Below are 12,120 nucleotides of genomic sequence, written 5' to 3' on the forward strand. Positions count from 1 at the left end.
ATTCTACCATCAATGAGATAGAGCGTCTTCACGCTGCGCAGTCAGCGTGAAGACGCTCTAGAGCGGGATCGGTTGAGCTGCGCTCACCCGCCCCGCTCTAGCTCGTTGTTCGGTCGCGTGATTCACGGTTTCGGTCGATTCGACCTCAACCGATCACGCTCTAGGCCCATTCCTGCGGGTGGTAGCGGTAGCCCTGGCCGTCCCGCGCGATATGCCCGACGGCCGGGAAGGGGAAATGATAGCCGATGACGCGGATGCGGTCGGTCGCCACCTGATCCAGCACCCGGCGCCGCGTGGCGGCGGCCGCCTCCGGGTCGAAGTCGAAGATCGAATGCAGGTCGGGGCGGCGGGCGAACAGCTCCGGCCGGTGGGTGGTGTCCGCCAGCAGCAGCAGGGTCTGCCCGTCATCCTCCACCTGCATCAGGCTGTGGCCGGGCGAATGGCCGGGCGCGGCCACGGCGCGCAGGCCCGGCGCCAGCTCCGCCCCCGGGGCGAAGCGGCGCAGCCTGCTGCGATAGGGGGCGAAGCGACGGGCGACATTGGCGAAATTCACCCGCTGCCCCTCCGGGCTGCGGCTTTCATTGCCCGGATCGCTCCACCAGGCCCATTCCGCATCGGGCACTGCCACCTCCGCCTGGGGGAAGACCGCCTCGCCCTCCCGCGTCGTCAGCCCGTGGATATGGTCCTGGTGGCAATGGGTGATGACGACCAGGCCGACCCTGGCCGGGTCCAGCCCCGCCGCCGCCATGTTCTGGGCCAGCAGCCCGGCGGTCGGCGCCATCTGGCCGCCGGTGCCGGCATCGAAGGCGATGAGCTGGCGGCGGGTCTCGACGAAGGTGACGGTGTAGGGGCCGTCATAGGTGGCGGTGGGCAGGAAGCTCTCCGCGAGCACGCCCTGCACCTCCTCCAGCGGTGCATTGCGCACCAGGCCCTGGACCTGGCGGCGGTTATAGCCGTCGAACACGGTGGTGACGGTGAGGCTGCCCAGCTTGAAGCGGTAATAGCCGGGGGCCTGGGCCAAGCGGCTGGAGGCCGGGGCCTGGGCGGCGGCCTTGCGGGCCAGCAGCGCGGGGGGCGCGGCCAGGGGGACGATCAGGGGGGCGGCCATGGGGGCGGTCAGGGCCGTGCGGCGGGCGATGGGCATAGGCGTGCTCCCCGGATCTGCCGGCCATGATGTCGCCGGCCGCTTTTCCCGCGCAAACCGGGGGCGCCAGGGTCCGGCGGCGGCTGCCCGGTGCCCTGAAACCGCTTTGCCGCTTCAGGTTGCGCGGCGGCCTGGATCGGATGTTTTCAGGGCGCCGGGCGTCGTGCGGCGTCCTCGCGGAAGGCGCGAATCATCCGGCCCGGCTTTGCCGCTCCACGCGCTGCGCGGCCTTCGCGGCGCCGCTTGGCGTCCATGCCGGGAGGTTGAAGGCGCTGCCCGTTGCCTTGCAGCGGCTTCCCGCTTCCGGCTGCGCGAAGCCCCGCGCCACGGCGGGCGTCTTCGCGGAGAGGAAGGCGCTGCCCGGCGGGGCACGGCCTCACCGCTCCAGGCTCCGCGCGGCGCCAGGCATGACGCAGCGCCGCCGTCGAGCCGCGCGGCAATACCGCAGGCCTAAACCGGGAAAGGCGGCGCCTCGCCGCGCAGCAGCACGGCGTCGAGATTGTCGAGCGCCCGGTGGCCCATGGCGTCCCGTGTCTCCGCCGCGGCGCTGCCGAGATGCGGCAGCATGACGACATTCTCCAGCGCGAAATACCCAGGGTTGATCATCGGCTCGCCGTCATAGACATCGAGGCCCGCGGCGCGGACCTGCCCGGACCGCAGCGCGGCGATCAGCGCCGCATCCTCCACCGTGCTGCCGCGGCCGGTATTCACCACGATGGCGCCGGGCTTCAGCCGGGCGAGGCGTGCCGCGTTCAGCCAGTGGCGATTCCCGGCATCGCCGGGGATATGCATGGAGAGCGCGTCGATCGCCGCGAGGAAGCTGTCTTCCGAGTCATGCCAGATCGCGCCCTGCTCCAGCTCCGGCGGCAGGCGGCGGCGGCCGTGGTAATGCACCTCCATCCGGAAGCCCCGGGCCATGCCTGCCATCTCCCGCCCGATGCGGCCGAGGCCGAGGATGCCGAGCTTCTTGCCCTCCAGCGTCACGCCGATGAGCTGGGTGGGAGACCAGCCGCGCCATTGCCCGGCGCGGACCATCCGCTCCGCCTCCCCGGCGCGGCGGGCGGCCATCAGCAGCAGGGTGAAGGCGATCTCGGCGGTGGCGAAGGAGAGGACGTCCGGCGTGTTCGCCACCTGGATCCCCCGCGCGCGGGCGGCTTCCAGGTCGATATGGTCGGTGCCGACGGAAAAGGTGGAGAGCAGCTTCACCGAGGGCGGCAGGCCGGCAATGCAGGCGGCATCCAGCCGGTCACCCGCGGCGCAGAGGATGCCCTGGGCGGAGATGGCGGTGGCGCGGCGGATGATCTCGGCGGCGTCGCCGGACCAGAGCTCGTCGGTGGGGTTCAGCGCGGCGGCGTAGTCGCGGGCGGCGCGGGCCTCGATGGCCTCCGGAAAATGGCGGGTGACGAGCAGGGGGGGCTTGGCCATCAGCGTCTCCTTCGCATGGGTTTCGATGTAGCAGGGGTTGGCGGGCTTGCCAGGGGCGCTTGCCGGGGCGCTTGCCAGGGACGCTTGCCGGGGCGGAGGTGCCAGGGCCGGCGCGAGCCCCGGTGCCTGGCGCCGGACTTGCCAGGGCTCCGGCCGGCGGGCAGGGTCCCCGGCTGGCGCCGGAACAGGGAGAGAGGCCATGGATCTCGGGTTGCAGGGCAAGCGCGCCCTGGTGATGGGCGGCACCAAGGGGCTCGGAAGGTCGATCGCCGATGCGCTGGCGGAGGAGGGGGCGGCGCTGGTCATCAGCGGCCGCGACCAGGGGCGGCTCGATCAGGCGGCGGCGGAGCTGAAGGCCAAGGGCGCAGCCAGCGCCGCCGGCGTGGTGGCCGATGTCGCCAGCAGCGCGGACATGGACAAGCTGGCGGCGGCCGCCGAGAAGGCGCTGGGCGGCGTCGATATCCTGGTGCTGAACCATGGCGGCCCGCCGCCCTGCACCGCCTCCGAGATCACCGAGCCGGCGCTGCTGGAGTGGTTCCAGCACATCGTCGTCTCCCCCATCCGCATCACCAACGCGCTGCTGCCGAAGATGCGGGAGCGGGGCTGGGGGCGGATCATCGTGGTCGGCAGCACCGGGCTGCAGCACCCGATCCCGACGCTCGCGCTCTCCAACACGCTGCGCGCCTCCATCTGGGGCTGGCTGAAAACGCTCTCCGGCGAGGTGGCGAAGGACGGGGTGACGATGAACATCCTGGCCCCCGGCACCATCCAGACGGACCGGGTGATCCAGACCACCACCAAGCGGGCCCAGCAGCTCAACATCAGCTACGAGGACGCGCTGGCCCAGGCGGCGGCGGAGATTCCGGCCGGGCGGCTGGGGGTGCCGGGGGATTACGGGCCGATGGGCGCGTTTCTTGCAAGCGAGAAGGGCGGCTACATCACCGGCAGCCTCATCCGCGTCGATGGCGGGCGGGTGCGCGGGATGGTGTAGCGCAGCGTCCTGCCCCTGAAGGTCCTGGGCCTGGCCCGGGACCGGAAGGGATCAGCAGGCCGCAGAAGACAGGGCGTCCTGCCCCTGAAGGTCCTGGGTCTGGCCCAGGGCCGACGGGATCAGCAGGCCGCCGGAAGAGATGCCGGGAGTCGCCGGGCCGCGGGGCCCGGGGCGCCGACCCGGAGAAATTGCTTGTTCTGGAGGCTGGTGGTGCTCCCCAATCTGACGCCGGATGTCGAGCTGGCGGCGACGCTGTTCGATGAGCTGCGGGCGAAGAGTTTCGATGGCGTCGGCATCACCCGGGAGGCCTATGGGCCGGGCGAGCGCATGGCACATGCCCTGCTGGCGGAGACGGCAGAGACGCTGGGGCTGGAGAAGAAGGCCGACCCGGTCGGCAATCTCTACGTGACCCTGCCGGGGGCGGACCGGGCGGCGAAGCGGGTGATCCTCGGCAGCCATCTGGACAGCGTGCAGCAGGGCGGCAATTTCGACGGCGCCGCCGGCGTGCTGGCCGGGCTGGCGGCGGTGGCGGGCATGAAGCGGGCCGGCTTCACCCCGGCGCGGGACGTGACGGTGATGGCGATAAGGGCGGAGGAGGCGGGGGCGTGGTTCCCCACCTCCTATCCCGGCTCCCGCGGCGCGCTCGGCACGCTGGCGGCAAGCGAGCTGGCGGTGAAGCGGACCGATAGCGGCCGCAGCCTCGCCGACCACATGGCGGAGGAGGGGTTGGACCCCGGCTTCGTCCGGCGCGGGGAAAAGGTGATCACCCCCGACAACACCGCCGCCTATCTGGAGGTGCATATCGAGCAGGGGCCGGTGCTGGAGGCGGAGCAGATCCCCGTCGGCATCGTCACCGGCATTCCCGGCAGCCGGCGGCTGCGGGCGGCGCGAGTGCTCGGCGAGTACAACCATTCCGGCGGGACACCGCGCAAATACCGCCGCGACGCCGCCATGGCGCTGGCCGAGCTGGCGGTGGCGCTGGACGAGGAATGGGTGCGGCTGGAGGCGCTGGGGAACCGGCTGGTGGTGACCTTCTGCGTCATGGGCACGACGGCGGAGGCGGGCTTCACCAAGATCCCGGGCGAGGCGGTGTTCCAGCTCGATGTCCGCAGCCTGAACCTGCATTGCTGCGACCGGATCTACGAGTTGCTGTACGAGAAGACCGCCGAGATCGCGGCCCGCCGCGGCGTGCGCTTCGAGCTGGGCAGCGAGGGCGGCAGCCAGCCATCGCCCATGGATGCGGGCGTGCAGGCGGCGCTGCGGCGCGCGGCGGAGACGCTCGGCGTGCGGCATTTGGTGATGCCGAGCGGCGGCGGCCATGACGCCGCGGCCTTCGCCCAGGCGGGCATCCCGGCGGGGATGCTCTTCGTGCGCAACCAACACGGCAGTCACAACCCGAAGGAAGCCATGCGGATCGAGGATTTTGCGGAGGCCTGCAAGGTGGCGCAGCACTTTGCGGCGGAGTATGGCGCGTGAGCGCGCGGCTGGCCCCTGAGGGCGGCGCGGCCGCCCGCCTTGCCCCCCAGGGCGGCGCAGCCGCCCGTCTCGCCGTGGATATCGGCGGCACCTTCACCGACGTGGCCGTGGAGCAGGGCGAGCAGCGCTGGACCGGCAAGGTGCTGACCACGCCGCATGCGCCGGAGCTCGGCGTGCTGGAGGGCGTGAAGCTGGTGCTGGAGAAGGCGGGGCTGGCACCTCCCGATATTGCGCTGGTCATCCATGGCACGACGCTGGCGACCAATGCCGTCATCGAGCGCAAGGGGGCGAAGACCGCGCTGCTGACGACGGAGGGCTTCCGCGACGTCCTCGCCCTGGGCAATGAGAGCCGCTACGACCAGTACGATCTGAACATCGAGCTGCCGCAGCCCCTGGTGCCGCGGCGCTGGCGCCTGCCGGTGACGGAGCGCCTGGACAATACCGGCAAGGTGCTGCTGCCGCTGGATGAGGCGGCGGTGGCGCGGCATGTGGAGTTCATGCGCGCCGAGGGCATCGAGGCCGTGGCGATCGGCTTCCTGCATGCCTTCGTCAACCCGGCGCATGAGAAGCAGGCGGCGGCGATCCTCCATCGCCTGTGGCCGGAGGTGCCGGTCTCGCTCAGCTCCGAGGTCTCGCCGGAGATGCGGGAGTGGGAGCGGTTCAGCACCACCGTCGCCAACGCCTATGTGCAGCCGTTGATGGCGAGCTACCTGAAGCGCTTGGAAGTGGGGCTGCGCGAGGGGGGCCTCGCCTGCCCGGTCTTCATGATGCTCTCGGGCGGCGGGCTGACGACGCTGGAGACGGCGCGGCGCTTCCCCATCCGGCTGGTGGAGAGCGGCCCGGCGGGCGGCGCCATCTTCTCGGCGCATGTCGCGAAGCAGCGCGGGCTGACCGAAGTGCTGTCCTTCGACATGGGCGGCACCACGGCGAAGATCTGCCTGATCGACCAGTACCAGCCGCAGGCCAGCCGCACCTTCGAGGTGGCGCGGGTGGGCCGCTTCAAGAAGGGCTCCGGCCTGCCGCTGCGCATCCCGGTGATCGAGATGGTGGAGATCGGCGCCGGCGGCGGCTCGCTGGCGGCGGTGGACAGCATGGGGCGGATCACCGTGGGGCCGGAATCCGCCGGCGCCGATCCAGGGCCGGCCTGCTATGGCCGCGGCGGCGCCAAGCCCGCGGTGACGGATGCGAACCTGGCGCTCGGCCGCTACGATCCGGAGCATTTCGCGGGGGGCGCGCTGCGGCTGTTCCCGGAGCCGGCGCGCGATGCGCTGGTGGCGGAAGTCGGCGGCCGGCTGGGCCTGCCGGCCGACATGGCCGCGCTCGGCGTCGTCGAGATGGTGGACGAGAACATGGCAAATGCCGCCCGCGTCCATGCCATCGAAAGCGGCAAGGGGTTCGAGGGCCGCACCATCATCGCCTTCGGCGGCGGCGGGCCGGTGCATGGCTACCGCGTCGCGGAGAAGATCGGGGTGAAGCGGCTGCTGGTGCCGAGCGGCGCCGGCGTCGGCAGCGCCATCGGCTTCCTGCGCGCGCCGGTGGGGTATGAGGTGGTGCGCAGCCTCTACCAGCGCTTTGCCAGCTTCGATGTGGGCGCGGTGAATGCGCTGCTGGCCGGCATGGCGAACGAGGCCGCCGCCGTGGTGGCCAACGGCGCCTTCGGGGCGCGGACCACGGAAAGCCGCCTCGCCTATATGCGCTATGTCGGGCAGGGGCATGAGATCGCGGTGAAGCTGCCGGCGCGCGACCTGACCGAGGCGGATGTGACGGCCATCCGCGCCGCCTACGACGCCGAGTACACGAAGTTCTACGACCGCCCCGTGCCGGGCAGCGATGTGGAGATCCTCAGCTTCGCGGTGACGGTGGCAACCGAGGTGCCGGCAGTGGAGCCGGTTGCCGAGGTGGAGGCCGCGCCGGCCCCGGCGCCGATCCGCCACCAGCAGGTGCGCGACACCACCACGGGCGAGGTCACGGAATGGGCGGTCTATGACCGCGCCGCCATGGCACCTGGCGCTGTCGTTCCCGGGCCCTGCATCGTGGCGGAGGCGGAGACGAGCACCTTGGTCGGGCGAGGCTGGTCCTGCCGGATGGATGGGCTCGGCTATCTGGACCTGGTCCAGGCGTGATCCGCGGCGCTGCCTTGCCGGCCCTGGCGCTGGCCACCGCCTGCGCCGCGCCGCCGCCCCCTGGGGAGACGGCCTGCCCGGCCAGCTTCGCCCGGCGCGCGGTCATCACCGGCTATTTCGGCCGCACCAGCGGCGGGGCGCTGCGCGTCACGGACGCGGAGTGGACCCGCTACCTGGAGGCGGAACTGCTGCCTCGCTTCCCCGCCGGCTCCACCACCACCGATGCCACCGGCACCTGGCGCGGCGCGCTGCGGCCGGACCCGACCAAGGTTGTCACCCTGGTGGTGCCGCCCGAAACCGAGACCCGATCCCTTGCCGCCCTTCAGGCGGCCGCCGAAGCCTATAAGCGCGACTTCGCGCAGCAGAGCGTCGGCATCACCCTCACCCAGGCCTGCGCGGCCGGCTTCTAGAGAGGAGCGACCATGGCTGAACAGAAGGGCGCGCTCGCCACCATCCAGCGCCAGATCCAGTGGAACCGCCTGATCGCGGTGGTGGAGGAGCAGGCGCAGACCATGATCCGCACCGCCTTCTCCACCACGGTGCGGGAGGCGGGCGATCTCTCCGCCGGCATCTTCGACCTGCAGGGCCGCATGCTGGCCCAGGCCGTCACCGGCACCCCCGGCCATGTGAACTCCATGGCGGAAAGCGTCGGGCATTTCCTGGCGAAATTCCCCGCCGCGGGGATGCAGCCGGGCGACCACTACATCACCAACGATCCCTGGCTCGGCACCGGGCACCTGCACGACCTCACCGTGGTCACGCCGGCCTTCCGGAAGGGGAAGATCGTCGGCCTCTTCGCCAACACCGCGCATATCATCGATATCGGCGGGCTCGGCATGGGGCCGGAGGGGCGGAGCGTCTTCGAGGAAGGCCTCTACATCCCCATCGTGAAATGCTTCGACCGCAACGCGCCGAACGAGACCTTCTTCGACTTCATCCGCGCCGGCAGCCGCACGCCGGTGGAGCTGGAGGGCGACATCTACAGCCTCTGCGCCTGCAACGATGCCGGCGCCAAAAGGCTGGTGGAGATGATGGACGAGTTCGAGATGGACTCGATCGACCCGCTGGCCGAGTACATCTTCGAGAGTTCGCTGCGCGCGACCATCGAGGAGATCAGGAAGCTGCCGCGCGGCACCTTCCGCGCCCAGATCAAGTCGGATGGCTATGAGGCGCCGGTAACGCTGAACGCCGCCATGACCATCGAGGAAGCGCGGATCGTAGTGGATTACGCCGGCACCTCCGGCCTCTCCACGCGGGGGATCAACGTGCCGCCGGCCTATTGCCGGGCCTATTCCTGCTTCGGCATCAAATGCGTGGTGGCGCCGGAAATTCCCAACAACTGGGCCTCGCTGAGCCCCTTCCAGATGGAGATCCCGTCCGGCTGCATCCTGAACGCGCCGCGGCCCTATCCGGTCAGCGTCCGCCATGTGGTAGGGCAGTTGCTGCCGGACCTGATGATGGGCTGCCTGCACCAGGCGGTGCCGGGGCGGGTGAATGCGGAAGGCTCCTCCGCGCTGTGGAACCCGCCGCTGCGCGGTGGCGCCCAGGTCTCCGGCCAGGCGGCGGAGGTGGAGGATTTCGAGATCATCACCTTCAACTCCGGCGGCACCGGCGCGCGGCCGGGGAAGGACGGGCTGGACGGCATCGCCTTCCCCTCCGGCGTCAGGACCATGCCGGTGGAGGCGACGGAGAATGTCGCGCCGGTGATCTTCTGGCAGAAGCAGCTTCGCCCGGATTCCGCCGGCGCCGGGAAGACGCGGGGCGGCTTCGGCCAGGTGATGGAGATCGGCGCCAAGGGCGAGGCGGAATTCGCGGTGAACGCGATCTTCGACCGCGTGGCCAACCCGCCCAAGGGCCGCGATGGCGGCGGCGAGGGCGCCGCCGGCTGGGTCGGGCTGAACGACGCCAACGGCACGCCGCTGCGCACCAAGGGCTTCCAGATCATCCCGAAGGGGCGGCGGCTGCTGCTGAAGCTGCCCGGCGGCGGCGGCATGGGCGACCCGAAGGCGCGCGACCCGGAATTGGTGAAGCGCGACGTGGCGGATGGGCTGATCACCCGCGCCGCGGCGAAGGAGATCTACGGGGTGGAGATCTGACCCTGCGGCCCTGAGGCCCCGCCGCGGCAGGGCTTGCCTCTGGCGCTGCCTGTCGCGGCGGGACATGATCCCGGCTTGCTCAACGCCACTTCGGACGCGCAACGCTCATGGCCCTTCGCTGCGACCTCATCATCCGCGACGCCACCCTGTTCGACGGCACCGGCGCGCCGCGCCGGGTCGGCGATCTCGGCGTCACCGGCGACCGCATCGCCGCGGTGGGCGATCTCGGCGGCGCGACGGCGGACCGCGAGGTGATCGCCACCGGCCGCGCCCTCGCCCCGGGCTTCATCGATGCGCATACCCATGACGACCGCGCCGTGCTGATGGGCTGCGAGTGCCTGCGCTGCAAATCCAGCCAGGGCGTCACCACGGTGGTGGTCGGCAATTGCGGCGTCTCCCTCGCGCCGCTGGTGACGGAGAAGCGGCCGGTGCCGCCGCTCGACCTTGTCGGGGAGAATGGCTGGTGGCGCTTCGGCAGTTTTTCCGAGTACGCCGAGGCGCTGCGGAAGACACCCGCCGCGGTGAACACCTACGCCATCGTCGGCCACCAGACGCTGCGCTATCGGGTGATGGGCGAGGATGTCTATCGCCCGGCGAAGGACAACGAGATCGCCGAGATGCGCCGCATCGTGGCGGAAAGCTTGGCGGAGGGTGCTTCCGGCTTCTCCACCGGCCTCTGGTACAAGCCGAGCATGCATGCGCCGACCGAGGAGGTGATCGCCGTCGCCGAGCCGCTGCGCGCCGCCGGCGGCATGTACTTCACCCATATGCGGGACGAGGCGGACAAGGTCTGCGCCTCCATCGAGGAGACGCTGAAGATTGGCAAGCGCGTCGGCGTGCCGGTCTGGATCAGCCACCACAAATGCTCGATGCCGGAGAATTACGGCCGCTCCGTGCAGACCCTGGCGCTGCTGGAAGCCTCGGCCTCCCTGCAGGAAGTCGCCTATGACATGTACCCCTACCCGGCCGGCTCCACCGTGCTGATGCCGGACCGGCTGCGGGATGACGTCCGCGTCATCATCACCTGGTCCATCCCGCATCCGGAATTTGCGGGGAAGGATCTGAAGGAGGTGGCGCGGGGCTGGAACACGGATATCCGCACCGCGGCGGAGAGGCTGCTGCCAGCCGGCGCCATCACCTTCCAGATGGACGAGGAAGACGTGCGCCGCATCATGGCGCACAAGATGAGCGTCATCGGCTCGGACGGCATTCCGCATGATGCGCACCCGCATCCGCGGCTCTGGGGCACCTTCCCTCGGGTGCTCGGCTTCTATTCCCGCCAGCTCGGCCTGCTGACGATGGAGGAGGCGGTGCACAAGATGACGGGGCGCACCGCCTCGCTCTTCGGCATGGTGGATCGCGGCGTGCTGAAGCCGGGCGCCTATGCGGATCTCGTGCTGTTCGACCCGCACAAGGTGATCGACCGCGCGACCTTCGAGGACCCGAAGCAGCCCTCGGACGGGATCGAGGAGGTGTGGACCAACGGCGTCCCCACCTATCGCGCCGGGGAGATGACGGGCGCGACGCCGGGGCGGCTGATCCGGCGGAACCGCGATTGAGGGAGGGCGCTGGTTGCGGCAGTGCCACAACTCCCAAACCCCCACCCGCCAAGGGCCGGTCGGACGCAATGCGTCCAACCCCTTTGGAGCCCTTGAGCCTGGACCCGACGGTCGAGGCGCAAAACTCAAGGCTTCCAAAGGCCCTGCGGCCTTTGGCGGATCGGACGCACGGCGTCCGATGCGGAAGAGGGCAGAGCCCCTCCCGGCCTATACCGGCTCCGGCAGGCTGGCCACGCGGTTCCGCCTTGCCTGCTTCGCCTGGTACAGCGCCACATCGGCGCGCTCCACCAGGCAGGGCAGCGGCTCCCCGCGCTGATAGGCGGCGACGCCGATCGAGATGGTGACGATGCCGAGGTCTTTCCCCGTGGAACGGACGGAGAAGGATTTCTCGCTTACCGCCTGGCGGATCCGCTCCGCCGCCTGCTGCGCCGCGGCCAGGGTGGCGTGCGGCAGCAGCGCGGCGAATTCCTCGCCCCCCATGCGCGCGGCCAGGATGCCTTCGCCCAGGCAGGCGCCGATGGTCTGGGCCACGCGGCGCAGCACCGCATCCCCCACCGGGTGGCCCCAGGTATCGTTGATATGCTTGAAGCGGTCGATATCGGCGATGAGCAGGCAGAGCGAATGGCCCCGCATCGTCGCTTCCTGCGCCGCCCGGCGGAGCTGATCCTCGAAGGCCCGGCGGTTGGGGAGGCCGGTCAGCACATCCGTGGTGGCTTCCCGCCGCGCCTCCGCCAGCTCGCGCTCCAGCGCGCCAATGCGCTCGGCGGAGCTGGAGATGTCTCCGCCGAGCTGGTCGCAGCGGCGGGAGAGCGCCTCCGTCTCCTCCTGCAGCCGGGCGAGCAGGCCGGGCAGTTCCGGCCCCTCGGCGCCGAGCGCGCCGGAGAAGCGGCGCAGCGTGCTGCCGTAGCGCGTGGCGTTGCTGCCCGCCTCCGCCACCTGGCTCACCGCCACATGCAGCGCGGACTGGATGTGCTGCGAGGCGTCCAGGAAAAGCTGCATCTCCCGCCCTGGGCGGTAGAAGCGGTCATGGATCTCGAACATCAGCCTTTCGTCGACTGGCTGGCCGCTGTCGAGGAAGGTGCTGAGTACGCGGCGCACCATCGGCTGCTCGCCGGAATGGTAGTCGTACCAGATGGTGAAATGCGCGGGTGTGGGGCGGATGCCGAAGCGCAGCATGGAGGCGATGGCGGCATGGGCGAAGGCCACGGCGGCATTGCCGGTCCTGGCCGGCGCCGCGGCGGCATGCATCGACAAGGTCGCGTCCGAGCCCATTCCCAACTTTGCCTGTCCTCGCCCAATTCTTATG

9 protein-coding genes are annotated in these 12,120 nt (G+C 70.7%); 6 read left to right on the top strand and 3 right to left on the bottom strand.

The annotated features are described in order from the left end of the window. Nucleotides 1-160: 160 nt before the first annotated feature. The gene (locus E5N76_RS04375) at nucleotides 161-1,144 is read right to left on the bottom strand and encodes an MBL fold metallo-hydrolase (protein WP_149536067.1); all 984 of its coding nucleotides are present in this window, start codon (nucleotides 1,142-1,144) and stop codon (nucleotides 161-163) included. Nucleotides 1,145-1,594: 450 nt separating this feature from the next. Further along, nucleotides 1,595-2,569, bottom strand: a complete 975-nt coding sequence (locus E5N76_RS04380) for a 2-hydroxyacid dehydrogenase (protein WP_149536068.1) — start codon at nucleotides 2,567-2,569, stop codon at nucleotides 1,595-1,597. 199 nt (nucleotides 2,570-2,768) lie between these two features. On the opposite strand from E5N76_RS04380, the gene E5N76_RS04385 reads away from it, so the two are divergent. From E5N76_RS04385 to E5N76_RS04410, 6 genes are all read left to right on the top strand, one after another. Next, the gene (locus E5N76_RS04385; RefSeq protein WP_149536069.1) at nucleotides 2,769-3,560 is read left to right on the top strand and encodes an SDR family oxidoreductase; all 792 of its coding nucleotides are present in this window, start codon (nucleotides 2,769-2,771) and stop codon (nucleotides 3,558-3,560) included. 210 nt (nucleotides 3,561-3,770) lie between these two features. Further along, nucleotides 3,771-5,036, top strand: a complete 1,266-nt coding sequence (locus tag E5N76_RS04390) for a hydantoinase/carbamoylase family amidase (protein WP_149536070.1) — start codon at nucleotides 3,771-3,773, stop codon at nucleotides 5,034-5,036. Next, entirely contained in the window at nucleotides 5,033-7,159 is a 2,127-nt protein-coding gene (locus tag E5N76_RS04395) for a hydantoinase/oxoprolinase family protein (protein ID WP_235907567.1), read from the top strand. Before E5N76_RS04390 ends, E5N76_RS04395 begins: the two co-directional genes overlap by 4 nt. Then, entirely contained in the window at nucleotides 7,156-7,569 is a 414-nt protein-coding gene (locus E5N76_RS04400; RefSeq protein WP_187829973.1) for a DUF3574 domain-containing protein, read from the top strand. The genes E5N76_RS04395 and E5N76_RS04400 overlap by 4 nt, the downstream gene beginning before the upstream one ends. A gap of 12 nt (nucleotides 7,570-7,581) precedes the next feature. Next, nucleotides 7,582-9,255, top strand: a complete 1,674-nt coding sequence (locus E5N76_RS04405) for a hydantoinase B/oxoprolinase family protein (protein WP_149536072.1) — start codon at nucleotides 7,582-7,584, stop codon at nucleotides 9,253-9,255. A 107-nt stretch (nucleotides 9,256-9,362) separates the two neighbouring features. Next, nucleotides 9,363-10,814 (top strand): N-acyl-D-amino-acid deacylase family protein, encoded by a 1,452-nt coding sequence (locus E5N76_RS04410; protein ID WP_149536073.1) that lies wholly within the window; start codon nucleotides 9,363-9,365, stop codon nucleotides 10,812-10,814. A 207-nt stretch (nucleotides 10,815-11,021) separates the two neighbouring features. Here the strand turns inward: E5N76_RS04410 and E5N76_RS04415 are convergent, their stop codons facing one another. Continuing rightward, on the bottom strand, nucleotides 11,022-12,062 hold the full coding sequence (locus tag E5N76_RS04415; RefSeq protein WP_235907574.1) for a GGDEF domain-containing protein: 1,041 nt from the start codon (nucleotides 12,060-12,062) through the stop codon (nucleotides 11,022-11,024). Nucleotides 12,063-12,120: the final 58 nt, after the last annotated feature.

Origin of the sequence: Siccirubricoccus phaeus (assembly GCF_008360935.1) — a bacterium.
GTDB classification, from domain to species: domain Bacteria; phylum Pseudomonadota; class Alphaproteobacteria; order Acetobacterales; family Acetobacteraceae; genus Siccirubricoccus; species Siccirubricoccus phaeus.

What these genes read in the sequence shown, in the direction of transcription:
- E5N76_RS04375 (WP_149536067.1), bottom strand. Translation starts at nt 1,144, where the DNA reads ATGCCCATCGCCCGCCGCACGGCCCTGACCGCCCCCATGGCCGCCCCC.
- E5N76_RS04405 (WP_149536072.1), top strand. Translation starts at nt 7,582, where the DNA reads ATGGCTGAACAGAAGGGCGCGCTCGCCACCATCCAGCGCCAGATCCAG.
- E5N76_RS04380 (WP_149536068.1), bottom strand. Translation starts at nt 2,569, where the DNA reads ATGGCCAAGCCCCCCCTGCTCGTCACCCGCCATTTTCCGGAGGCCATC.
- E5N76_RS04385 (WP_149536069.1), top strand. Translation starts at nt 2,769, where the DNA reads ATGGATCTCGGGTTGCAGGGCAAGCGCGCCCTGGTGATGGGCGGCACC.
- E5N76_RS04415 (WP_235907574.1), bottom strand. Translation starts at nt 12,062, where the DNA reads ATGCATGCCGCCGCGGCGCCGGCCAGGACCGGCAATGCCGCCGTGGCC.
- E5N76_RS04410 (WP_149536073.1), top strand. Translation starts at nt 9,363, where the DNA reads ATGGCCCTTCGCTGCGACCTCATCATCCGCGACGCCACCCTGTTCGAC.